The 22,800-nt window shown below is 69.3% G+C and carries 21 protein-coding genes, 1 tRNA gene and 1 pseudogene; 14 read left to right on the top strand and 9 right to left on the bottom strand.

All coding sequences use genetic code 11. The annotated features are described in order from the left end of the window. Positions 1–56: 56 nt before the first annotated feature. On the top strand, positions 57–1,241 hold the full coding sequence (locus HUW46_RS22835) for a hypothetical protein (RefSeq protein WP_215549207.1): 1,185 nt from the start codon (positions 57–59) through the stop codon (positions 1,239–1,241). Positions 1,242–1,618: 377 nt separating this feature from the next. Then, the gene (locus HUW46_RS22830; RefSeq protein ID WP_215549206.1) at positions 1,619–2,809 is read left to right on the top strand and encodes a helix-turn-helix domain-containing protein; all 1,191 of its coding nucleotides are present in this window, start codon (positions 1,619–1,621) and stop codon (positions 2,807–2,809) included. A 67-nt stretch (positions 2,810–2,876) separates the two neighbouring features. On the opposite strand, the gene HUW46_RS22825 is transcribed toward HUW46_RS22830, so the two are convergent. Further along, on the bottom strand, positions 2,877–3,191 hold the full coding sequence (locus HUW46_RS22825) for a hypothetical protein (protein WP_215549205.1): 315 nt from the start codon (positions 3,189–3,191) through the stop codon (positions 2,877–2,879). Between the two features lie 195 nt (positions 3,192–3,386). Between HUW46_RS22825 and HUW46_RS22820 the strand changes: the two genes are divergently transcribed. After that, positions 3,387–3,641, top strand: a complete 255-nt coding sequence (locus HUW46_RS22820; protein ID WP_215549204.1) for a hypothetical protein — start codon at positions 3,387–3,389, stop codon at positions 3,639–3,641. 327 nt (positions 3,642–3,968) lie between these two features. Here the strand turns inward: HUW46_RS22820 and HUW46_RS22815 are convergent, their stop codons facing one another. After that, complete coding sequence (locus HUW46_RS22815) at positions 3,969–4,115, bottom strand: hypothetical protein (protein ID WP_215549203.1); 147 nt, start codon at positions 4,113–4,115, stop codon at positions 3,969–3,971. Positions 4,116–5,086: 971 nt separating this feature from the next. Between HUW46_RS22815 and HUW46_RS22810 the strand changes: the two genes are divergently transcribed. Both HUW46_RS22810 and HUW46_RS22805 read left to right on the top strand, forming a co-directional pair. Beyond that, a complete protein-coding gene (locus tag HUW46_RS22810) occupies positions 5,087–6,835 on the top strand; it encodes a translation initiation factor IF-2 N-terminal domain-containing protein (RefSeq protein ID WP_215549202.1) in 1,749 nt (582 codons plus the stop codon). Further along, a complete protein-coding gene (locus HUW46_RS22805; protein ID WP_254126460.1) occupies positions 6,832–7,998 on the top strand; it encodes a hypothetical protein in 1,167 nt (388 codons plus the stop codon). The genes HUW46_RS22810 and HUW46_RS22805 overlap by 4 nt, the downstream gene beginning before the upstream one ends. A gap of 210 nt (positions 7,999–8,208) precedes the next feature. Here the strand turns inward: HUW46_RS22805 and HUW46_RS22800 are convergent, their stop codons facing one another. The 3 genes from HUW46_RS22800 to HUW46_RS22790 form a co-directional block, all read right to left on the bottom strand. Continuing rightward, positions 8,209–9,225 carry a hypothetical protein gene (locus tag HUW46_RS22800; protein ID WP_215549201.1) on the bottom strand — a complete coding sequence of 339 codons (1,017 nt, stop codon included), beginning with the start codon at positions 9,223–9,225 and terminating at the stop codon, positions 8,209–8,211. 129 nt (positions 9,226–9,354) lie between these two features. Then, the gene (locus HUW46_RS22795; protein WP_215549200.1) at positions 9,355–10,251 is read right to left on the bottom strand and encodes an aminoglycoside phosphotransferase family protein; all 897 of its coding nucleotides are present in this window, start codon (positions 10,249–10,251) and stop codon (positions 9,355–9,357) included. Beyond that, a complete protein-coding gene (locus tag HUW46_RS22790) occupies positions 10,248–11,423 on the bottom strand; it encodes an XRE family transcriptional regulator (RefSeq protein WP_254126458.1) in 1,176 nt (391 codons plus the stop codon). The genes HUW46_RS22795 and HUW46_RS22790 overlap by 4 nt, the downstream gene beginning before the upstream one ends. A 432-nt stretch (positions 11,424–11,855) precedes the next feature. Between HUW46_RS22790 and HUW46_RS22785 the strand changes: the two genes are divergently transcribed. The 8 genes from HUW46_RS22785 to HUW46_RS22750 all read left to right on the top strand — a co-directional run bounded on the left by HUW46_RS22785 (position 11,856) and on the right by HUW46_RS22750 (position 20,497). Beyond that, complete coding sequence (locus tag HUW46_RS22785) at positions 11,856–12,110, top strand: hypothetical protein (protein WP_215549198.1); 255 nt, start codon at positions 11,856–11,858, stop codon at positions 12,108–12,110. A gap of 15 nt (positions 12,111–12,125) precedes the next feature. Next, positions 12,126–12,467, top strand: a complete 342-nt coding sequence (locus tag HUW46_RS22780; protein WP_215549197.1) for a hypothetical protein — start codon at positions 12,126–12,128, stop codon at positions 12,465–12,467. A 118-nt stretch (positions 12,468–12,585) separates the two neighbouring features. Then, positions 12,586–13,863, top strand: coding sequence for a methyltransferase, FxLD system (gene fxlM, locus HUW46_RS22775; RefSeq protein ID WP_215549196.1), 1,278 nt, complete (start codon positions 12,586–12,588; stop codon positions 13,861–13,863). Positions 13,864–13,869: 6 nt separating this feature from the next. Next, a complete protein-coding gene (locus tag HUW46_RS22770) occupies positions 13,870–14,040 on the top strand; it encodes an FxLD family lanthipeptide (protein WP_215549195.1) in 171 nt (56 codons plus the stop codon). Positions 14,041–14,071: 31 nt separating this feature from the next. Beyond that, complete coding sequence (locus HUW46_RS22765; RefSeq protein WP_215549194.1) at positions 14,072–17,191, top strand: lantibiotic dehydratase; 3,120 nt, start codon at positions 14,072–14,074, stop codon at positions 17,189–17,191. Next, on the top strand, positions 17,188–18,402 hold the full coding sequence (locus tag HUW46_RS22760; protein ID WP_215549193.1) for a lanthionine synthetase C family protein: 1,215 nt from the start codon (positions 17,188–17,190) through the stop codon (positions 18,400–18,402). Before HUW46_RS22765 ends, HUW46_RS22760 begins: the two co-directional genes overlap by 4 nt. Continuing rightward, positions 18,384–19,406 (top strand): thiopeptide-type bacteriocin biosynthesis protein, encoded by a 1,023-nt coding sequence (locus tag HUW46_RS22755; RefSeq protein WP_215549192.1) that lies wholly within the window; start codon positions 18,384–18,386, stop codon positions 19,404–19,406. Before HUW46_RS22760 ends, HUW46_RS22755 begins: the two co-directional genes overlap by 19 nt. Positions 19,407–19,672: 266 nt before the next feature. Further along, positions 19,673–20,497, top strand: a complete 825-nt coding sequence (locus HUW46_RS22750; RefSeq protein WP_215549191.1) for an SAM-dependent methyltransferase — start codon at positions 19,673–19,675, stop codon at positions 20,495–20,497. Positions 20,498–20,588: 91 nt separating this feature from the next. Here the strand turns inward: HUW46_RS22750 and HUW46_RS22745 are convergent. From HUW46_RS22745 to HUW46_RS48425, 3 genes and pseudogenes are all read right to left on the bottom strand, one after another. Next, positions 20,589–20,661 (bottom strand) — tRNA-Lys (locus HUW46_RS22745). Between the two features lie 752 nt (positions 20,662–21,413). Then, positions 21,414–21,722: a hypothetical protein gene (locus HUW46_RS22740; protein ID WP_215549190.1), complete on the bottom strand. Its 309-nt coding sequence runs from the start codon at positions 21,720–21,722 to the stop codon at positions 21,414–21,416. 247 nt (positions 21,723–21,969) lie between these two features. After that, positions 21,970–22,227 (bottom strand): annotated as a pseudogene (locus HUW46_RS48425) (trypsin-like serine protease); the annotation flags it as partial. A 53-nt stretch (positions 22,228–22,280) separates the two neighbouring features. On the opposite strand from HUW46_RS48425, the gene HUW46_RS48420 reads away from it, so the two are divergent. Further along, positions 22,281–22,505: a hypothetical protein gene (locus HUW46_RS48420; protein ID WP_254126456.1), complete on the top strand. Its 225-nt coding sequence runs from the start codon at positions 22,281–22,283 to the stop codon at positions 22,503–22,505. Between the two features lie 35 nt (positions 22,506–22,540). Here HUW46_RS48420 and HUW46_RS48415 read toward each other — a convergent pair whose 3' ends face one another. Then, positions 22,541–22,708 (bottom strand): hypothetical protein, encoded by a 168-nt coding sequence (locus HUW46_RS48415; protein ID WP_254126455.1) that lies wholly within the window; start codon positions 22,706–22,708, stop codon positions 22,541–22,543. Positions 22,709–22,800: the final 92 nt, after the last annotated feature.

The following is a 22,800-nucleotide window of genomic DNA, read 5'->3' as shown; positions in this document are numbered from 1 at the left end:
GAGTGGACGTAAACCTCCCAGGGGCGGAACTCCACGCTTCCGGGTCCGGGGTGATCGTGTCCAGTACCGTTACGTCGCTCGATAGCCAATTCTGCCGCGTGGCCTTGCTACCAGTGGACGGCCACAACGACGATGGTCGGCTGCTGGGCGTCGAGTCCGACATATGGGACATGCGTCCCTCACCTGCTGAGATCGCCGAAGCCGCGCAACGTGGCGAGGGACGCTGTCGGCTCGGGCGGCCTCTCTACCAGCCTGGCGACATCCCGACCTCCGTGCTGGCAACAGTGCCCGAGCTGGAAAGAATGCGCCTGCGACCGCACCCCGGGCAGCCTCCCCTCGCGAGCAGGAAGAAGAAGTCCGGCGGGACCGACGACCTGTACGCCACTGCCTTGGCTGAGCCGATCCCCGCGAAGAGCCCCCGGGACAAAGCCCGGCAGGAGCGGGCCCGAACCTGCGCGGAATGCCACGCAACATCGAAAGTCCCCTTCAAAGAAGGAGACGACGGAAAGCATTACTGCGCGACGCACTTGGACGAGGCTAATGCTCGCACGGCACACCAAGCGGTCGCCGATCAAAGTTTCCGCGCGGTTCTATGGGCACGCGAACTCATGCTCGACCCCGCGACGGTGCTTGTAGGAACATCCTGGGACCGAGAAATACAAGGATACCGATTACGGGTTGAAACCTTTTCCAGCGACGTGGTCGTCGACCGACTTCTACCACGCCTGGAAAGGCATATCCAAACCCAAAAACTGGTCAAGTACCTCCCAAGCTGGGTGAGCGACCCCGACGCTCATACCTGGACCACGTCACGCATCATCGAGGCGCCGATCGCGCATGCAGTCGCCGCATACCGGGACCTGCTCCGAGCCGTGTCAGCGGACACGTCTTGTCACGCGCCCAACGTTCACAAAAAGGACAACTTCTCCCGCCGGTACACGGAATTCATTCAGCCGCTGGCCGCGCCTGACACCGCACCAGTTCCCGGCTACGCCGACGCCGAACCAGTTCGGCCACACACGTCACAGAGCGCCGCCGACGTCATCGAACAAATGCGAACAGTGCTCCGCGAAATGGGCGACACGGCTCTAACCGAAGAACAGATCAAGCGAGCCAAACGACGACCACGTCAACCCAAGCTAAACGGCGTCGAACGAATCCGCCGCGACAGGCTCCGCGCCACCGCCAACCCGGACGGCAATCCTTCGCTCCTCGCATCCCGCTTGTATCGCGACGATTGAGGCGAATGCTAGCTAGCGAACAGGGGTCGGTGCGTTGCCGAAGTTCACGCGCCGACTGCCCAGCACTCGACAGCGCTGGACTTGATCTCCCCTGTTCCAAGGGGCACGTGCGTCGCCCCTGAGCCCGCGAGGCCGTATACCGGGCGTACTAACCGACGGCGCAAACTCTGACGCTCAGTTCACCAGGGCTGGTTTCTCGCTGTGCGCTAGACTTTATGGCTAGGCGATCTGTCCATTGAGGACACCGATGCGGCCGAAATAAACAAAGCTGGCCGTGCCTGGCACGTTCGGTACCGACGCGGGCGAAGCGATCCGGGGAGCGGAGCTACCCTGGCAGGTAGCGCCAGGGGTTGTTGTCCGTGGAGGGGAGCGTGGCCATGGAAGCCGAAGACCGCGGGCCATCGGGCGTCGGGCAGCGAGTCCGCGCCGCGCGCAAGCTGCACCCGAACCTGACCCAGCAGCAGCTCGCCACCCGGATGCATGTATCGGTATCGCTGGTGTGCCAGGTCGAGCAGGGGCTCAAACCGGCGTCTCCGGCGTTCGTCGCGGCGGCGGCGCGGGCGCTGAACCTGACCGTCTACGACCTCTACGAGCAGCCCAGCCCGCAGTTCGGCACCGAACGCGAGGGCATCGCCGAGTTGGAGACCGCCGTGATCGCCGGGCCCGCCCTGGCCACCGACGGGCCCGCCCAGCCCCTGGACACGCTCGCGCGGGCGGTGGACGCCGTCGCCGAACTACAACGGAAATCGTGCTACGACCGGTCGTCGGCGGTGATGCCCGATCTGCTCGCCGCCCTGCACACCGCCGCCGCCCACGCGCGTGCTGGGGCCGAGGCCGAGCGGGCGCACGCGTTGCTGACCCACCTCTACCAGTGCGTCACGATCTGCCTACACCGCCTGGGCTCCCCACTGGCTGGGCAAGCCGCCGAACGCGCCGCCACCGCCGCGGGCTCCTCGGGCGATCCGCTGCTGGCCGCGCTGTGCGAGGGCGAGATCGGTCTGCCCCTGATGCACCGCGGCGCCTACCCCGCCGCCGAGCGCCTCGCCGCGACCGGACGTCGCCTGGCCGAGGCCGAACCCACAGGCCCGGAATCGCTGACCGTGCGGGGCTATCTCCATCTACGCTCGGCGATCCTGGCCGCCCGCTCCGGCGACCGCGTCACCTCCGACGCGCACCTGGACGAAGCCGCCGACTACGCCCGCGTCCTCGAGCCCGGCGCGGATTTCTACGACACCGCGTTCGACCCAGCCAACGTGAGCATCCATGCCGTGGCCGCCGCCGTCGAACTCGGCGACGGCGCCACCGCACTATCCCGCAACACCCCGCTCCCACCCGGCACCTTGCCCTCCCGGCAGGGCCACCACCACGTCGACCTCGCCCGAGCGGCCCTGCTACACGGCCGCCGAGACCAAGTCCTCGCCGAACTCAACACCGCCCGCGCCCTGGCACCGCCACTGACCCGCTACCACCCGCAGGTCCACGAAACCGTGATCACCCTCGCCCACCAAGACCGGCGCCGCTCCGACTCCCTCGCCACCTTCGCCCGCTGGGCCGGAATCCAGCTCTGAACCCAGCCCTCCCGGACACCAGCGACGCCGTCACCGACACCTCGCGCGACGACGAGGGAGCTCAGCGTTACCCCGATTCCTCGGCCGACGGCCGCTGGCCGAACACGAACCGCTCGATCAGCGCTCGCGAGCCGTCGAACTGGCACAAGGTGATCAGCAGGATCGCGCCGGGCCAGACCACGACCGCCAAACCGGTCAGCAGCACCGCCCGCGCGACGCACGACCAGGACCCGACGCACGCCACCCCCGGCAGGCCCCCGCGCCACGCCATCCGCCACACAGTGATCCCGGCGCACACACCCATCACCAACGCCAACCCAGCCAACGTCCGATCGGGAAAAGGGAACACATACAGATACATCTGCGTGATCACGTCGTACACGGAATTTCCACCTCGTCTATCGCAATTGTCGAAGGGCTATCTCGTGCGCCGTCGAGCACACGGAGAATCGACAGAATGCCGTGGCATGGCAGCGCCGAAGTACCACCGCAGTGCCACACCCCACCCGCAACTGAGCAGTCGTTCCGCCCCGGATCGGCGGTTGCACCCGGGGTCGTGTTGGGCAGCGCGAGCCAGGTGCGCGCCGACGTCGGTGACCGGGCCGCCGTCGGGTTCGAGTCGGATCGCCAGCATGGTGGTCAGGTCGGCCACCGGTTCCGTCCGCACTTCGTCGGCATCGGCATCGGCGTGGTCAGTGCCGTCGTCACCGGGGAGATCCTCGAGAGGGTCCACCGCAGTCTTCAGCTTCCGTCGCGCGAACCGCCACTCGCATGCGTGCCCGGGTTCCGGGGCGTACGACGACAGCTCGCCGCGCCGGGCTCGCACCGTTGACACCGTCGCTTCGTCGGGGTGCGGCACCGAGTCCCGGCGGGCGCGCAGCCTCGGCAGGGGACAGATCGCGGTGCGGTCCTGTCCCAGCGAACCGCACCTGCTGGCCGGGCGGTCGAGCGCGACCGGTGGCCGGTGACCGGTCCGCCGGTCACCGGCCGCTGCGTTCGCGAGGCCGCGTTGGGCGCCGGTCGGACTGCGGAACGGTGCCACCTACACCGAAGCGCGGGCCGCTGCTGACCAGCGAGAGCGGCGCGCTGACCGCGATCGTCAGCACGCTCTGGGTTCACGCCGATTCGCCTGGCCTCCGACCGTCGGCCGGGCGCACGGCTACGGCGTCGTGCCGATGTGCAGGTCGCCGATGTTGATCTGGACACCGAACGCCATCGAGATGAGCACGATCACCAACGGGGTCACCATCAGCGCGATCGCGCGGAGGGTATGCACCCAGCTGCCCAGCGTCGTACTGACGATCATGGCCATGACCTGCGGCCACGACCGCTCACCGGTGCTCTGGTACCGGTCGCCGCGAGCGTTATTCGGGCCAACGCAATTTTCGGGGCGTTCGTCAGCGCGTCGAGTACGCCCCTGATCGGTACGTTCTGGCACCAGTCGTCTGCCGCGCATTACCGTCATGCTCGGTGGTTCCCTTCGGGAGTTGATGTTGTGTCGATGTCGCCGCCGGAACCACCGGGCGGCCTCCTTGGCAGAGGAGGCCGCCCATCCGGCTCGCGCCTTCTGTTCCGAACGTAGAAGCACGCCTGCAAGATCAGGACTCCTGCTCGACAACTGGCCACCCAGGCGCGGTGAGTGAAGGCGGGGGTTCGTTCCTGCGAGCGCATTTCGCGCTCGTATTGCGACAAGCGGCATGCAAAGCTGGCAACTGGTGTCCGGGTTCACGCTGCTGAAATGGGACTACGTGGCGCCGTGGTGGTGCCACGGTGGAGACCGGCCGCATCGTTGACCGGCGGGCGGGCGGTGATGAGGATATCGGCGGCGCTGGTCACCCATTTGAGTCCTGCGGCGTCACGCCGCGGATCTGCTGGCCGAGCGGGCTGCCCGGCAGGAGGATCGCGTCGGCACACCGGCGGCCGGAGTCCTTGGCGCCGTCGCCGAAGGTGGTCCGGCGCTTGGTGGTGCGGCGGCCCTCGGGCGAGTTGATGACGTCGACGATGGGTGTCCGCGGCCTCGTTGACGGCAGGCCGTGTTACGTGGAAGCGGGCTGGCACGAACACCGGCGACGCGCTCGGAGCCTGAACAGCACCGCAGCGGCCCGGGCCACCGCGTGGATTGGGCAGGCTCGGCGGCGTCGCCCCGGTACTGCCGGATGACGCGAAATCGCGTTGACGTGGATCCGCAGCGGCACAGGTCGTTAATACGACGAAGTTGTCGGTGCGCGCCAGTATGATCCGAGTCACCGCCGGTTCAGCAGAGGGGGAACACGCTACGTGCGGCAACGCGTGCATGAACTAGCCAAAGAGCTGGGTATCGGCTCCCGCAAGGTCATGGCCCGGCTCGCCGAGCTGGGCGTGCACGTTCGCAGCGCGTCGAGCCTGGTCGAGAAGGACGCCGCGACGCGGCTGAAGGAGTCGTTCGGCCAGTACGACGCCGCGACCGCGGCCGGGGCCGCGACGCCGAGGCCGGCGACGTGGAGCGCCGGAGCGGTCAAGCCACTGACGCATCCCGAGCCTCTGCGCCGTCTCGCCCTGCTCAAGCAGTCGTTCCCCGTCGTCGACGACCACCAGGCGATCCTGGCCAAGCTCGGGTCACAGTTCTTCTACTCCGTGGTGGGAGGCGTTCCCGGCGCCGATGACTGCGGGTTCGCGTTGGTGCGATTCAGCGGGGCCATCGAGTCGGCCTTCGGGCTGACCAGGGAGGTGTTCTTCTTCTATAGCCCCCACCGCGATCTGCAGATGAGGACCTTCCAGGCGGCGAAACGGAAGCTCACCAGCCTCCGGCAGCACCGCGAGGTCACTCCGGACATGATGTTCTTCTGGTCCCCCGACCCGCGCCTGCGTGAACGACTCGACGACTGGTCGAAGGATCTTCTGGCCATCCCGCTCGATCTTCCCGACGACGGTGACCCGATCGCGTTCGTCAAGCTTCTCAGCAGCTACGTGTTCACTCGCGATCTGTTCTACGAGACCACACCGGTGCGGGGTGACCGGTTCTTCGGACGTCGTCAACTGCTCCAGACCCTCCGTGACGACATTCGCCATCAGCGCGTCGCCGGACTGTTCGGGTTGCGCAAGGCCGGGAAGACCAGCGTGCTGTCCGAGCTGGAACAGACGCTGTCCGGTCCGGAGACGATCTTCATCTTGCGAGATCTGGAGAGCCTGCCATCGCCGCCCGAGGATCCGGTGCCCGATCTTCTCAAGGACCTCGTCACCGACCTGGTGACCGAGCTCCGGCAGCGCAGGCTCACGACACGGGCGCTGACCAGCCTGTCGGCGACGCCCACCGTCTCGGATTTCAAACGGGCCTTCCAGACCGTGCTCCGTCGGCTCGCCGAGGACGGCATCACCATCGTGTTGATGCTCGACGAGATCGAGTACCTCACCCCGTCCGACCGGATCGACATCCACGAGGGGGACCTGACCTCGGTCTCGCAGCTCCTCGGCGCGCTGCGCAGCCTTGTCCAGGAGAACGGCAACTTCACGTTCCTGTTGTCCGGGCTGATCAGCGCGATCATCGAGAGCGGGCGGCTGTACGGGAGGCCGAACCCGCTGTTCTCCTGGGCGAAGGCGAACTTCCTCGCCCCTTTCGAGCGGCACGAAGCCGACGAGCTCGCCCGGTCGGTAGGCCAGAAGATGGGCGTCAGCATCGACACCGGCGCACTCGACGCCTTGTTCGAGGCAACCGGAGGGCACGCATTCCTCTACCGGCACCTGGCGTCGAAAGTGGTCGACCAGCTTCCTGTGGACACCTTCCACCGGGAGATCAAGAAGCCGCTGGTCCTGCGGACGATCACGGAGTGGCGGCGCGATGTCGCCGGGAACATGCGCGAGATGCTCGACCACGTCGAGAGGTATTACCCGGACGAGTCCTACCTGCTCGAGGTCCTGATGGACGAGCCGGAGTCGTTCACCGCGTTCGCCGAGGACGCCCCTCTCGCGCTCGGCCACCTGCTCAGCCTCGGGCTGGTCCACAAGGTCGACAACGCCTACGAACTCACCCCGGTGCTGCACCTGCTATGACCGAGACAGCCTTGACTGACCTGACACTCAGCGCGGCCCGACGCCGCGCGCTGGAAGTCCGCAAGCGGCTCGCCCGCTTCAAGTTGGTGTTCATCCAGTGCGGAGTGGCGTTCGAACCACTCCGGGAACCGCTCCTGGCCCAGCTGGACACCACCGTGCTCGACGCCGCGGACTTCGCCAAGAAGCCGGGCCTCATCGGCCCCGGCGCGAAACAGGTCGTGCTGACCGGAGTGGAAGCCTTCGCACGCGACGGCACAGCCGCAGGCACCACCATCGGCACGCTCCGCGTCCAAGTCCTCCAACTGCTCGAGCGCGACATCGAGGTCTGCCTCGTCTCGCGCGTCGCCCGGACCGCCTTCGCACCCGTCGTCGGCAGCAACCTCCTCGTCGACGCCAAGCTCCACTGCCTGCCAGCCCTGGGCAGCGACGAGTGCCCCGCTACAACTCGCGACCACCCGGGGTTCGCGCTGCCCGCAATCGGCTTCGGCAGCGACACCGATGTCGCCACCATCCTGCGCACCGCACTGGCGGAACTCGGCGTCAGCATCCTCACGGAGCTGGACTACGCCCTTTTCGAAGCACGCCACAACACCCGATTCATCAGCGAGGTCGACGCCGTCACCCAGGAAACCCTGCGCAGCGCGGGTCTCGCCCACATCGTCAACGACGAAATCTCCCTCACCGCACCTCGGCTCTTGTGGAAGTTCAAAGAGGCCATCGGAGACGTCATGGCCAGCAACGTGTCGCCCCAAACCGACCTCGCTGAGGTATCGGAAGGACTGTGGAACATCGAGCGCACCATCCGCAAAACACTACGAGACGCCGCGGTCAACGAACCCAACGTGAAGAACTGGCGCAAAAGCCTCCTCCACGAGACACTCGCGAAAACGGTGCTCGAAAGAGCACGCGACGACGCCCACCCGGACGCAGCGAGTATCGCCGAACTACGAGACCCCATCGAATGGTTGTCCCTCGGCGAGCTACTCGAACTCGTTCGCTCGAAAAGATTCGACGGGCTCTTCTGGAAGAAGGTCACGTGGGACAAATTCACACAACAGGTCATCCCTATCCGAAACCGCCTCTCGCACATGCGCCTACTCAAGAAGGGCGACAAGACGACAGTCCGAAAATGGGTCAACCTCCTCCAACAAGCGAAAAAGTAAAACCCCCGTCACAGCCGACCAACTTTCCCGGGACATTTGGCGACGTCGCCCTGACCGTTGGTTTTGAGGTGGAAGGTTGATTCGTTCCACACGAGACACCCAGCGCTGGCTTGGCCGTTCTGAGCACACCTGGCGTGGAGCGCGACGACGCCACCTTCAAACCGCTGGTTCCTCGCAGACCGCGTCACGGGACTCGCGTCAGCGTCGTGCCTAGCGGACTGGAGGACACGGGCTGGCTTCGGTCTCGTGGTTGGTGATCAGCCACTGGCCCTTGTCGAGACGGGTCAGGGTGAACAAGCCGAGCGACGGGCCGCCCTTGATCGGGAACGAGCACGAGCTGATCTTCATCGTCGGTGGAAAGTGGACGGTCGAGTCGCGCTGGCGAACCGAGAACGCGAACGCCCAGTCGTCGGTCACCCGCGCGTGCAGCATCGTGACCGCGGCGGCGCAGTCAGGGGCGCCGAAGTGCCTGGCGAACACCGGGCGCACGTTCTCCTCGAACCGCTCGCACGCCGCAGGATCGTTCTTGTCGACCAATTCATAAACGTGGCGGACGGCCTCGTACGGCTGGGTCGGCAAGTACTGGTATGGCTTGCCATCAGCTACGTTCGCGGGCAGGTCGGGGACGTCGTCCTGTGGCGGGAAGAGGCGGTCGAACCACGCGGGGTTGTTGACGCTGACGATGACGCTCGTGGTCACTCCGGTCACGACGGCGATCATGAGCGCGGCGATCAGCACCAGCGGTGTCGTGCCGATGCCGAATCGGTTGGTGGTCTTGGATCTGCGGTTGTCGGTGGTGGCGTGGTGCGACTGATCGATGGACCCGGAGTTGTTCTGAATCAGGGTGTTCGACGACGAGCCGGAGCCGATGGTGCCGACGGCTTGGTCACCGGCGACCGGCCCGGCACGGACATCACCGTCGTGATTGATCGTCACCCGGGCCTGTCGCACGGCCTCCCGCAGCTCGGCGGCGAATCCGGGGTCAGCCTCGAGCGCGTCGTGCAGGATGCCGGTGACGACCTCCCGGCGCCCGGGGTCGGCGGGCGCTTGTTCCAGGTTCTTCAGTGCCGCGGCGTCACCGCGACGGCCGCCCAGACGCTGCCGCACCGCGGTGTAGAGCGCCTGTATCGCGTCGTTCTGGGCCTTGTCCAGAGCACCCTTACCGACCGCTCCCGCGAAACCTGCCAGCAGCGTGAGGGCCTCACCTGCCAGATCCGCCAGATCCACACGACCCCCTCAAGTCGGGTAACCAGCCCGCTACCGAGAGCAGACTACGGCGGTCAGGCCATGATCAGAACCCACCAGCCTCATCCGGCCGGTAGCGTTGCCGACGCCGAGGTCGATGTGAATCCGTCGTTAGGACGCGGGCGACCAGGCCCAGGGGCGGAGCCCGTTCCGGCCGCGTAGGCAGGAAACCCGGAGTTCGGCCTCGCGGTGGCCGCGGGGGTTTTCGGCGGCGTGCTGGGCCATGTAGCAGGTCATGCGGAGTTCGCGGATATCGCGCAACAACGCGAACCCGTCCCAGGTGGTGACGTCGTGGCCGTAGCGGTGGCGAAAGTCGCGATACTCGTGCTCGCTGATCCAGGCGAAGCTGGTGTGTTTGATGGCGGTGGAGACGAGGTCCCATTCGGGTGGGCCGATCGAGGCGCGTTCGAGGTCGAGCAGCACGACCTGATTGTCGTTGGTGGCGACGACGTTGCCGACCCAGGCGTCGCCGTGCAGCACGGTGCGCGGCAGACCGGCGGGGAGGTGGTCGTAGCGCTCCCGCAGGGTGGCGAGGTGCTGGTACAGCCAGGCGCGGTCGTCGTCGGTGAGGCTGGTAGCGGCGGTGATGCGTTCGTCAAGCCGGACGAACGGCTCCAGCGCGGAGAACGGGTGCTGCCCGGTGCCGACGGGCAGGTCGTGCAGGCGGCGCAGTGCCGTCGCGACCTGAGCGGGGGTGCCGTGGTGGTGGGCGGGCAGCTCGTGCCAGAAGGTCACCGCACGCCCGTGCGCCTCGATGGGTTGGCGGAGGTCGTCGAGGGCGCGGACGGCGGGGACGTCGTGGTCGGCGAGCCACCGGGCGACGCGGACCTCCCGGGTGGCGGCATGGAGCTGACCGGGTCGGGCGATGCGGGCGACGATGCCACCGGGGAGCCGGAAGATCGCGTTCTCCCCGAGCCGGATGGGCTCAGCGCCCCGTGCGTCGACGCCTGCCTGGTCACAGGCGGCGCGCAGTAGCTCTTCGGCTTCTTCGGTTCCGGTCGTGGTCACGACGCGGCGAGCACCGTGTGGATGCGCTGGCGCAACGCGGCGACCTCAGGTGTGCGGCTGTGGCGGTGGGCGTAGCGGGACAGCTCGCGCAGATCGTCGGCGGCCCGGCGGGAGCGGACGGTGCCCGCGGCGTCGAGCGCGGCCTGGCCGATGACGGCGGCTTCGGCGGGGTCCCCGGTGGCCATCGTGAGGGTGGCTAGTTTGGTTTGGGAGATCGCGCGGGAGCGGGGGTAGGCGTCGGTGTGCCCGGTGACGGCATCCGCGAGCCGCGCCGCGGCGTCGACTGGCCGGTACCCGAGGACGGCGAGGTCGAACAGGGCATGACCGGTGTCGCCGACATGCTGGGCATGGTCGTAGTAGGCCATCCACGGCGGATCGTTGGCCGGGGTGGCGTGGGCGAACTCCTCGTCGGCGCGGCCGACGGCCGCCAGAGCCTCCCGGGTGCGGCGCATCTTGGCCAGCGCGCGGGCATGGGCGGTGTACAACATCGCCCGCTCGGTGGCGGTCAGCCGGTCGGCGCGCACCAGGGCGTGCTCGATCGAGGTCAGGCCGTCGTCGGGGTAGCCGCGCCAGATCGCCTGCCGTGCCATCGAGGAGAGGATCTTCGCGCGCAGGTGCCAGTCGCCGGCCTCTTCGGCGCAGGCGAGGCCGAACTCGAAGGCGTTGGTGGCGTCTGCGTGCTTGTAGGCGTCGAAGGCCATAAACCCGCAGGTGTGGGCCAGGTAGCCGATCGCGCTGCGCAACGGGCCGCGCAGCGCCTCGTGGCAACTGGCGTCGAGCAAACCGGCTGACCAGTGCAGCTGGGCCTGGACGGCTTCGCGCGCGAGGCCGCCGCCGTAGGTGTGGTCCCATCCGGCGAACACCTTCGCCGCGGTGGCGATCTGACCGATCTCGGCGCTGCCCACCCGCGAGGGCACGGGCGTAGGCTCGCTGCCCTGGAAGCGCGCAGCGACGGGAGCCAGTGTCAGCGCGCCGACCCCGAGGCCGACGCCACGCAGGAACTTCTTGCGATCCACGTCCGCCAGCTTTACCACCGTCCGCCGCCGGTTGGTGAAGCCCAGCGCGCCATCGGTAGCAGCGCCCAGCACCCCTCGGAGCGCCTCCCGGTAGAGCGCGCTGGGCCAGCGGATCACGCCGCGTTCGAGCTTGCCGATGTAGTTCGCGTCTGCCACGACACGTTTCTTGTGGTGCACCCAGATGTGCTGATTGACCAGGTCAGCCAACTCGTCACGGGACAGGCACTCTCCCGGCTGTGTCGAGGACTCGGTGCGTTCCCGAGCCTGCCGTAGCTGATCGTTGTCCATCGGTGCGGGCCGCCCTCCCACGTGCTGACCTGCCTCATCCTGACACAGCTCGTGGTCGGGTCGACACCATCGGTCGACAGGGGAGGACGGCAACCCTCCCCGAATCCTCCCCTTGACATCCCCTGTTTCCGGCTTGGTGCTGCCGTGGACCCGGGTCAGGGTCGAACCATGGCAGTAGTGAGCACCCGGCATGGCCACGGTCGGAGCCGCGCAAGTGGCGGTGTCGGCCAGCGGAGCTGGTCGGCGGCGGGCAGGTCGGCGCGGAGCGCGTGAGCCGTGGCGGAAAGGTGGCGAGCGTGTGTGGCCGTCGTGGTCGCTCGCGACAGTCCGATCGGTCGGGCAGCCGAGGCTGTCGACCAGGCCGCGCGTCATCTCCCGTCGCCCGATCAGCCCTACGTCTGCCCGTGCTGCTCGACCGACCCGTGGCCGTGCAACTGGTTCGACGACGCGGCCAGGCGCCTGATGGCCGCCGGGTTACGCCTCGCCGAGTTCGTGCCGAGCGAGCTGCATGAGCGCCTCTGGCCCCAGCGGCAGAGACGACATCCGGACGAGTAGAAGGAGCCACCCCTGATGGACGAGGTACTCACCGCCACGCTTCAGCAGACTGTCGTCGAGCACCTGAACTACCTCGACGTCTTGGTCGCGGACGGCGACACGCCCTCCAAAGCCGCCCTGGCGGAAACGGAGGTCGCCCGCCTGACCGCCGCGTGGCGGCGATTGCTCGACCAGCACGCTCCCGACTCCCGGGGTCGGTGCGCCCGCTGCTCGCCCCGGTGGCGACACAACGAGTGCACCGTGTGGGAGACCGCTCACCAGCAGCTCATCGGCGACGACGCACCATCCGGGCCCGATCGAGCCGGACGGCACCGGCTACGGCCCGTGGCGCCCGCCCGGCAGCTCACCGGAGGGTGATCGCCTCGATACGGTACGAAACTTCCCGAGTGGCGATCGTCGGCACAAGACCGAGCCGAGCATTCCCCGGCGTCAGCGAGAACATGATGCGAGACAAGGGTTTTCGAGAGAGGAACGGATGAGCACACCTGGACACACCGACACCGATGCCGCCCGCGCGGCCGGGGACCCCGCCGAGTTGCGGCAGGCGATGATCGCCGAGCTGTGGGAGATGCGGGCGATCCGCAGCGACCGGGTCGCCGCCGTGTTCGACGGGGTGCCCCGGCACCTGTTCGCCCCCGAGGCGACACCGGCGGAGGCATACAGCCCCCGCGACGCGGTGCATGTGAAGCGGGACGAGCGCGGCGTGCCGATCAGCACGGTGTCCTCGCCGCAGCTGCAGGCCGGAATGCTGGAGCAGGCCGACATCCGCCCCGGGATGCGGGTATTGGAGATCGGCTCTGGCGGGGTGAACGCGGCCATGATGGCATGGCTTGCCGGACCCGACGGGCAGGTCACCACCGTCGACATCGACTCCGACGTCACCGAACGCGCACGGCGGCTGCTGGACGCCGCCGGCTACGAACGGGTCAACGTCATCCTCGCCGACGCCGAGACCGGGATCGCCGAGTTCGCTCCGTACGACCGCATCATCGTCACGGTCGGTTCCTGGGACATCCCGCAGGCGTGGCTGGACCAGCTCGCCCCCGACGGTCGGCTGGTGGTGCCGCTGCGGGTGCGGGGGCTGACCCGTTCCCTGGAACTGGTCCGCGAGGGCGACCACCTGGTGAGCCGGTCAGCGGAGATCTGCGGATTCGTCGCCATGCAGGGCACCGGAGCGCACCAGGAGCAACTGGTGCCGCTGCGCGGTACCGACGCGGTAATGCGGTTCGACGACGGGTGGCCCGGCGAGCAGGTCCCCGACCTGGACGGCGTTCTCGACACCCCGCGGGCCGAGGCGTGGACGGGCGTGCGGATCGGCGGAGCCGAGTCGTTCGAGACGCTGCAACTGTGGCTGGCCACCGTCTTTCCCGGCTTCGGCAAGCTGCGCGCCGAGGCATCGCTGCGGTCAGTGCTGGTCGACGAGGGCACGGTGTGGTTCGACTCCGCGGCCATCGACGGTGACTCGGTCGCGTACCTGACCACGCGCGGCGTCGAACCCGGTATCGCCGAATTCGGCGCGCACGCCTTCGGCCCGCACGCGGACGACCTCGTCACCGCGTTCTGCGAGCAGATCCGCACGTGGGACCGCGACCAGCGCCACGGCCCCGGGCCCACCTTCGGCGTGTGGCCACCCGGCACCCCGGACGAGCGGCTGCCGACCGGCGTCGTTGTCGACAAGCGGCACCAGCGCATCACGACGTCCTGGCCGTCCCCGACAGGTCAGGAACACCAAGAAGTAACCGAGAAGGAGTGATCGATTATGACCCTGGCCCTCACGCCCCCGGCCGAGGAGGCCGACGAGTTCTCGCTGGATCTGACGGTGATCGCCGACAGCCTGCCGCTGGCGAAGATGTCGTGCGACACCAGCGACAACTGCGGCGGCACGACCTGCGGATCCGCGTGCACCAGCCACGTCGCCACACCCCTGTGACCGACTCCGAGTAGAAGGCAGGGCGAGGCGCATGGCCGCGAAACACACCTTGTTCCGACACGTTGATCTGGTGCTGGCCCGGATCAGCACGAACCCGGGCGGGCTGGACGTGCCCGAGTTCCTGTCCGCCGGAACCGAGGACGCCGCCGGGACCGGCCGGGCCTGGCTGGCGCGACTGTGGCAACGCGTCGAGATCCGCGTCGCGCTGCGGATCGCGAGCCCCGCGCTGGCCGAGCAGATCGACCAGCTCGCTGCCGGTGACGACGGCGACCCGCGCCAGGTTCGGCGTGTGCTGGCGGCCACCTCGTCCTATCTGCTGCGGTGGAGGCGGCGCGCGACCCCGTTCGGCTTGTTCGCCGGGGTCGCCGCCGCCTCCATCGGCACCTCGGCGTCCGCTCGCCTCGACCCGGAATGCCGGGTGTCGGCGCGGGCGGACGCCCGCTGGTTCGGCGAGATCATCACGGGCCTGCAGCGCCGCCACGACTTGCTGCCGCGCTTGACAGTGGTCACCAACAACGCCGCGTTCCGGCGTGGCACCCGGGTCGTGACTCCCGCACGCCCGGACGAGACCCAGCCCCAGCGCGGCGCGGCACTCGACACCTCCATCCGCCACACCCGCGCGGTCGCGGCGGCCCTCGACGGTGCGGCGTCACCGGTGCGGACGGCGGAGCTGGCCGAGCGAATCGGCGCCGAGTTCCCCCGCACGAGCCCCGAGGCAATCGCTCGGCTGCTCGCGCAACTGGTCGAGAGCGGCGCCTTGATCGCCACCCTGCGACCGCCGCTGACGACGACGGAACCGATGGCGCACCTGCTCGCCGAACTCGACGCCGCGGGCATCGACGACCTGCCCGACCTCGTGAAGATCACCGCCGAACTCGCCGCGATCCGCGACGAGCTGGCCTTGGCGCGTGCCTGGGCGCCGATGGCCGAACACGCGGTCGCGTTGGAGCAGACCGAGGAACGGATGCGCGCGGTCCACCCGAGCCCGGGGCGGGTCCAAGCGGTGGACGTGGTGGTGGCCGGCGAGCTGACGGTTCCCGAGGCGGTGCTGCGCGAGGCGGAGAGTGCCGCGACGACGCTGCTGCGGCTCACGCCGTTCCCGTTCGGCGATCCGGCATGGAAGGACTGGCATGCCCGGTTCCTGGACCGCTATGGCGCGGGCGCGGTGGTCGGCGTGCGCGAGGTGGTCGCCGACTCCGGGCTGGGTTTCCCCGCCGGGTTTCTCGGCGCGGCCCGCCCGCGCGCCGCGCACCTGGTCACCGAACGCGACGTCACCCTGCTGCGGCTGATCCAGCGCGCCAGCACTGACAACCGGGCCGAGATCGTCGTGACCGAGTCCGTCCTGGAGGATCTCCGTGTCGGCGACCACGCGAAACTCGTCGCGCCCGCCCGGGCGGAGTTGGCGTTCCAGCTGCACGCCGCCTCACCGGAAGCGTTGGAGCGCGGGCGTTTCCAGTTGTGGGTCACCGGCGTGCCGATGCACGCCACGAGTATGGCCGGACGCTTCACCCGTCTGCTGTCCGAACAGGACCGGCAACGGCTGGCCGCCAGCTACGCCCCGGACCGCGCCGACGTCGTCTGCGCGCAGCTGTCGTTCCCGCCCCGGCGCGAACGCAACGAGAACATCGTGCGCGTACCCCGGTTCCTGCCGTACTTGATCCCGCTCGGCGAACACCACGCCACGGACCCGACCGTGATCGCGCTGGACGATCTGGCGGTGACCGCTGACGCAGATGAGATCGCGCTCGTGCGGATCTCCACCGGCCAGCGGGTCCAGCCGCACATCCCGCACGCGTTGCAGAACACCATGCAGACTCCGCCGCTGGCGCGGTTCCTGGCCGAGGTCGCCTCCGCGCGCCGTGCGGTGTACGGCCCGTTCGGCTACGGCGTCGCCGACGGCCTGCCCTTCGTGCCCCGCATCCGCCACGGCCGCACCGTCCTCTCGCCCGCCCGCTGGCACCTCACCCCCACCGACGTCCCGCCCGCGGCGGGCACCAGTTCCTGGGACAAGGCGCTGCACACCTGGCAGACCCGATGGCACGCGCCCTCGGCCGTCGTCCTGGTCGAAGGCGAACTCCGGCTCTCGCTCGACCTGGACGACCCCGCCGATCGCGCGCTGCTGCGCAGCCGCCTGGAACGCAACCGCACCGGGAACCTCGAACTGCGCGAGGCCGGACCCCACGAAAACAGCGGCTGGGCCGGGCGACCCTGCGAACTGGTGGTCCCACTGCGCGCCGCCCCACCGGCGACCACACCGGGGCACGACAGGACACGGACGGCCCGGCCACGCGTCACGGTGCGCCGCTCGGACACGGCTATGCCGGGCCGAGCGGGAATCATCCGCGCACACCTGCACGCCCATCCCGCGCGGTTCGACGAGATCCTCACCGACTACCTGCCCGCCCTGATCACCGACGCCAGCACCGAGCACGATGCTCTGCCATGGTGGTTCTGGCGGCACCACGACCCGACGCGAGCCGACAGCGACCAGCACCTCGTGCTGTGCCTACGCACCCGCCCCGACACCGACGAGGCCGTGACCGCCCGGCTCGCGGGCTGGGCCGGGACGCTGCATGAGGCAGGTCTGCTCGCCGAGCTCACCTACGCCTCCCCCACACCGTCCCCGGCCGTCCTCGGCCACAAGCCGGAAACGCGGGAGGCCATCGACAAGGTGTTGACCGCGGACTCAGTGGCCGCCGTGGAACAGCTGCGGTGCGCGAAACGTGCCTGGACACCTGGCCAAGCCCTCGCGGCGGCGTCCATGACCGAAATCGCCGCATCACTGGCGACCGCCCCGCACCTCGGATTGCGCGACCTGGTCGACCTGCTGCCCCACGAACCGGGCAAGCTCGACCGCGCGCTCGCCGACGCCGCACTCGCCCTCGTAGACCACCACGGCCAGCTGCGGCCTCTGCACAGCGAACAGGCTCTCACCGAGGCGTGGCAGCAGCGCCACCACGCCCTCGCCGCCTACCGCGAGCACGCGGCACACGACGAGACTGTCGAGGAACGGCTGGTGCTGCGGACGCTGCTGCGCAACCACCACCTGCGCGCGGTGAGCGCGGACCCTGGCACGGAAAAGATCATCGGCCGTCTCACCCGCGCCATCGCCCAACGCCGCCTCGCCCTCCTGCACCAGGACCGGGCATGACCACCACGCAACAACCAGGCACGCTCTCCGAGCGGTTGGCCGCGCAGCTGGCGGCCCCGGTCATTGACCCGGATGACCACAGCGGCCGGGAGCAATCGCTATCCGAGGGCGCTGCCGGGATCGCCTTGCTGCACGTCGAACGCGCTCTCGCCAGCACCGGGTCCTGGGCCACCGCTCACGCGTGGGTCACGGCGGCGACCTCCCGGGGCGTCAGCACCGCCGCCGACACCAACCTCTACCTCGGCGCGTCGGCGATCTCCTTCCTCCTGAGTGCGGCCCAGGCAGACGGGCGGGACCGCTACCAGCGCGCCGCCACCATGCTGGAACACCGCGTCCTCGTTCTGGCCCGGCACCGCGTCGAGACCTCCGCGGCCCGCGCCAGCCGCGGCGAGGCCACGAGCTTCGGCGAGTACGACGTGTTCACCGGCCTGACCGGGATCGGACGGCTCCTGCTCCAGCACAACCCCGACGCTGATGTACTCGAACAGGTTCTGGACTATTTCGTGCGCCTGACCGAACCCCGGCCCGATCAACTGCCGGGCTGGTGGGTCGCCCACGACCCGGACACCACGATCGCGACACCGGGCGGTCACGCGAACCTCGGCCTCGCCCACGGTGTTTGCGGCGTGCTGGCTTTTCTTGGCACCGCGCTGCGACAGGGCGTCACCGTCGAAGGCCACGCCGACGCAATCGCCCGGATCTGCGGGCACCTGGACACCTGGCGCCATGACGACGATTCCGGCCCGTGGTGGCCGGAATGGCTGACCCTCGACGAAATCCGCACCGGCCGGGCACTCCAGCGCGGCCCACTGCGACCGAGCTGGTGCTACGGCACTCCCGGTATCGCCCGCGCCCAGCAGATCGCCGCCATCGCCACCGGCGACACCGCCCGGCAACACCTCGCCGAAGACGCCCTCGCCGCCTGCCTAGCCGATCCCGGCCAACTCGCCCACGTCACCGACACCAGCCTCTGCCACGGCTGGGCCGGGCTCTACCAGACCGCCTGGCGCGCCGCCCAGGACGCACTCACCCCGAACATCGCCGCACACCTGCCACGCCTGGCCGCATCGCTCAGCCACGCCGACTCCGATGAACCCGAGCAGGGCAGTGGATTGCTCACCGGCACCGCAGGACTCGCCCTCGCCGCACACACCGCGACCCACCACACACCACCGATCTCGGGATGGGATGCATGCCTGCTGATCACCTGACCGCTCGCCGCACCCTCGAGCACGCCATCGCCACCGTCCTCGCTGGCATTCCTCTCGCCCAGGCCGCCACGGCGGCCGAGATGGATCCTTCGGCGCTGACCGACGCGGTCGAGGTCTACCGCGACGCGGGCCAGCGCGCGCTCGACCAGCACACCGATCCCGGCTGGTGGCAGGTCTACCTTCGCTTCCCCGACTGGGATCGCGCCGAACACACCGCGGCACAGCACCTCGCCCCGCTACTCGCCCTCGCTGTCGACGACGGCACGACGAGCGGATGGTGGTTCGTCCGCAAACATCCCTGCTGGCGGCTGCGGCTCCACTGCGGTCCCGGCCACTGGCAAATCCTGACGGAGACGCTGTCCGGTGCCTTCGACGACCTCACCGCGCGCGGTCACCTGCACTCGTGGTGGACCGGCATCTACGAACCCGAAACCGCCGCGTTCGGCGACCGGCCCGGAATCGACACTGCCCACGCCCTGTTTTGCGCCGACAGCCACGCCATCCTCACCCTGCCCCACCACGACATCGGCCTCGGCCGCCGTGAGCTGTCCCTGCTGCTGTGCAGCACACTCATGCGCGCCGCCCACACCGAGTGGTACGAGCAAGGCGACATCTGGCACCACGTCGCCCGGCAACGCCCGCTGCCCGCCGACGTCACCTCCGGCAACGTGGCCGCCATGGCCGCAGCCATCCGACAGCCTCTGCTGGCCGACCTCACCGAGGGGCCACTGCTCCGCCCCGGCGGGCCACTCGCGCCCATCGCCCCCTGGGCCGGAGCATTCCGCGACGCTGGCCGCGCGCTCGGCACCGCGGCACGCGAGGGCCACCTGCGCCGGGGAGTCCGCGAGATCATCAGCTACGCGATCATCTTCCACTGGAACCGCCTCGGCTTCACCGCGCGCACGCAAGCCATCCTCGCCCACGCCGCCCGCACCGCGATCCTGGACGCCCACCCCCTCACCCCCGCTGACACCGACGCCCCGGCATCGCCGGTGGCCGGCTAGCGGCATGCGGCCGGAAAAGCAGCGCCCTGGCGCCAACGACCCCGCGGCTCGCCGCTGGGGAACCGGCCGACGAGGCCCATCGGACCGCCGTCATAGGCGTCGCGGGGACCGGTCACACAGCAGTCCGAACAGGCCAGCCGGGCCGTCGCGCCACGGCTGGTCCAGTACAGCGGCGGACCGGGTGCGGAGCCCGCGCACGCCGTTACAGTGTCAAGCGGGTTCGTTCGAGTCGGGGTGAACGAGCCCACCCGCGGGGAAGGCCAGTCATGGCGCACATCAGTAGCACCCACCCGGTGTGTCCCGCGCTGGACACCACCCGCGCCGGGTTAGCCCGGGTGCGTGATGCCGCGCTAGGCGGCAAGGACAACTACTCCATCGACCGGGACCTGGTGGCCGCGCTCGAACACGCCGCCCCTGGCTTCAGCGACCTGGTCCGCGCCGAACGCGCGTGGCACATCCGCGCCGTGCGGTACCTCGCCAGCATCGGGGTCGACCAGTTCCTCGACTGCGGCCTCGGACTGCCCACCCCGTTCGACAACACCCACGAGATCGCCCAGCGCCACAACGACGAAGCCCGGATCGTCTACGCCGACGCCGATTGCATTGTGGTCGCCCACGGCCGCGCCTTGCTGGAAGAGAACGAGCGCAGCCTCGTCATCCAGGCCGACTACACCTACCCCGAGGAACTCGTCCCCGCGGCCGACGCGTTCCTGGACTTCACCCGCCCGATCGGGCTGCTGCTCACCGACACACTGCACCACGTCGACGACGACGCCCATCCCGACAAGCTCATGGACACCTACCGCGACGCGCTCGCACCCGGTTCCGCCATCGCCGTGAGCCACTGGTGGGACCCCGGTGCCGGCCCCGAACACGACGCCGCCCGCGCGCTGGAAGCCACCTGGCAGGCCCGCTGCCCCCAGCCCGGCCGGTACCGCACCCGCACCGAGATCGAGGCCCTGCTCGACGGACTGGAACTCGTGCCGCCCGGCCTCGTGACCTTCGACGACTGGTGGCCCGACGGCCCCACCATGACCACACCGACGCCTACCCGGCGCCTCGGACTCGCCGCTGTCGGAATCAAGCCTTGAGCGACCTCGCCCAGGTACCTCACGCAGCCTCACCGTCCGAGGCCGCGTCACCGAGCTTAACAGGAAAGACGTCCTGAGCTGCGGAAACTTGTGGGCCGCCAGGGGCTCGAACCCTGGACCCAAGGATTAAAAGTCCTTTGCTCTACCAACTGAGCTAGCGGCCCGCGAGTAAGTTTAGCGGGAGGCAGTCGGGAGCCATGCGGCCTGGGTGCGTTGTCGACTGGGCACCACGGAGTCATCGCGGGCTTGATACTCCCGGGCCGTATGGCGGCTGTCGGTGTCGAGGTGTCACCCACGGGTGCGGCCACCGAGTCCGTCAGCGTCGGTCGCTCGTGGCGGTGGGGGTGTACTGGTGGCATTCGGCGCAGGCGTGGGCGTCGGTGGGGATCGGGGCGTCGACGAGGCCGATCAGCGCGCACCGGGTCAAGGCGGCCGTGTGCTCACCGAATCGAGTCGCTACCGGGGTCTCGCTGATCTTGTGCACGGTCTGCGGGGTGGTGAAGCCGATACACGGCTCGCCGGCCTTCGCTGTCGCGGGCGACTCGGGGACGGCGGGGGGGGACGAGGTCGTCGAGGTCGAACGATGGCCACGGCGGCTCGGGTTCCGGGTCCTCGTGCTGGCTGCTGGGGCGAGGCCGCAGAGGGTGGACCGTGGCCAGGGCTGGTCGTTGCTCCGCGGTCACGGCGGTGGTCGAAGCCGCGGTTGGGGCGGTTGGATGGGCAGTTCGCCTTAAGCGACCGGGCGGCCGGATCTGGACGCCAGCGGCGACCAGGTGTGCGCGGACGGTCTTGGCGGACATCCGGTAGCGGCGAGCGAGCCGCTGCAGGGACGCACCAGCTTCGTACTGGCTGGCTATGCCCGGTGGTGCCGGTCCGCGAGGCCGCGGCGCGGCTCTGGCGCTGCCGGCGCGGCTGCTCATGTTTGTTCCCGGACGTCGGCGCCGAGTATGCGCGCGGCGACGCAGTGCAGGAACAGGCCGTCGTGGTGGTCGACCTGGATCGGGTCGAGGTCGGCCAGCCAGTAGTTGAGGGTGCGGCGGGCGATCTCGGCAACGAGACGCAGGACAGCGACTTGTTCGCCGAATTGCCGGTTGACGGCGGTGTTGTGGCTGGTTCCGGCCACCCAGTCGGCGATCCGGGCCGCGCTGGGTTGTTCGAGCCGAAGAAAGTCCGGTGTCGGCCACCGCGGGGTGTCGTTCGCGGTCGCGCTGGTCGAGTGGTTCATCGGCGTCATCCCTAAGCGGGTCTTTTCCGACGAAGCCCGGGTGCCGCGCTGTGCTCGGCACGGGCACGGCAGCCCGGGCTTGGTGGCTAGGTGGCGTTGCCGGTGCGGGCGACGTGGTAGACCCAGTCCCGGAAGTCCGGCGAGCTGGTGTACACGTCGGCGCGGCGCCGCAGAACTCGGTCGCGGCGCGGCTGGCGCCACCGACGAGCTGAGGCACGCCGTTGACGGTGGCCAGGGCGGGTCCGCCGGAGTCTCCGTGGCAGCTGCCGTCGGTCCCCGAGGAGTTGTCGACACACAGCTCGCCGACGGACATGGCCGCGTCCGCGCAGCGGGAGGGCGCGGTGGCGTGGGTGTCGAGTTGTTGCAGGTGCAGCGGCAGGTCGGCGCTGGTGCTATCGGGCTCGGTCCCGCCCCAGCCGTAGAGGCTGATCGTGCCGCCCCGCCGGGCGGTCTCGCGCGCCAGCGGCAGGGTCGGCTGCTGGAGCAGGTGGTCGAGTTTGAGCATGGCGATATCCGAGACGTTGCGCTTTGGCGCGCCTGGGCCCAGTTCCAGCCCGGGTGGACCACGATCTTGGTCACCGTCGCGGTTTCCCCGCCGGAGAGCCGATCGAGACTGCCGACCCGGACGTGGAATGCCTGTCCGCGGTCGGGATCGGCGCCGCGTCGGAGGCGAAGCGCCGGGGCATGGACCCGCTGCCCCCGCCTGCTGGCGGGTCGGTGACGCGGTGCGCGGCGGTGACCACCCAGCCGCGGAACGCCGCCGCCGCGCCGCAGGTGTGGTGATTGACGTACTGGGCGCCGTGCGCGGGCGCGTCGTACTACAGCGAGGTGATACCGGCGGGAGCGCTCGCGGCCGGGTGCCCGCCGACAAGCATCGGCTCGACCGGAGGCGGGGTGTCGGCGACCGCTGCGGTCACCGGGGCGGTCAGCGCGGCGGCGATGCTTACCGCGACGCCTGCTGCGAACGACATGATCTTCTTGTTCACGGAGGTTGTCTTTCCCGTCTGAAAAAACAGCGACTTTTGTCCACAATGGATTTTCTTGGGCCGAGCAGGTCGGTGACCCGCGGCTGGGGTGA

The organism is Amycolatopsis sp. CA-230715, assembly GCF_018736145.1.
Lineage (GTDB): Bacteria > Actinomycetota > Actinomycetes > Mycobacteriales > Pseudonocardiaceae > Amycolatopsis.
This window is presented reverse-complemented; position numbering and strand designations above follow the sequence as displayed.

Excerpts from the sequence above, each read along its gene's own strand:
- HUW46_RS22755 (WP_215549192.1), top strand. The coding sequence starts at position 18,384 with ATGCCTGCTGATCACCTGACCGCTCGCCGCACCCTCGAGCACGCCATC.
- fxlM (WP_215549196.1), top strand. The coding sequence starts at position 12,586 with ATGAGCACACCTGGACACACCGACACCGATGCCGCCCGCGCGGCCGGG.
- HUW46_RS22815 (WP_215549203.1), bottom strand. The coding sequence starts at position 4,115 with ATGATCGTCAGTACGACGCTGGGCAGCTGGGTGCATACCCTCCGCGCG.
- HUW46_RS22750 (WP_215549191.1), top strand. The coding sequence starts at position 19,673 with ATGGCGCACATCAGTAGCACCCACCCGGTGTGTCCCGCGCTGGACACC.
- HUW46_RS22765 (WP_215549194.1), top strand. The coding sequence starts at position 14,072 with ATGGCCGCGAAACACACCTTGTTCCGACACGTTGATCTGGTGCTGGCC.
- HUW46_RS22740 (WP_215549190.1), bottom strand. The coding sequence starts at position 21,722 with ATGAACCACTCGACCAGCGCGACCGCGAACGACACCCCGCGGTGGCCG.
- HUW46_RS22830 (WP_215549206.1), top strand. The coding sequence starts at position 1,619 with ATGGAAGCCGAAGACCGCGGGCCATCGGGCGTCGGGCAGCGAGTCCGC.
- HUW46_RS22770 (WP_215549195.1), top strand. The coding sequence starts at position 13,870 with ATGACCCTGGCCCTCACGCCCCCGGCCGAGGAGGCCGACGAGTTCTCG.
- HUW46_RS22780 (WP_215549197.1), top strand. The coding sequence starts at position 12,126 with ATGGACGAGGTACTCACCGCCACGCTTCAGCAGACTGTCGTCGAGCAC.
- HUW46_RS22760 (WP_215549193.1), top strand. The coding sequence starts at position 17,188 with ATGACCACCACGCAACAACCAGGCACGCTCTCCGAGCGGTTGGCCGCG.
- HUW46_RS22805 (WP_254126460.1), top strand. The coding sequence starts at position 6,832 with ATGACCGAGACAGCCTTGACTGACCTGACACTCAGCGCGGCCCGACGC.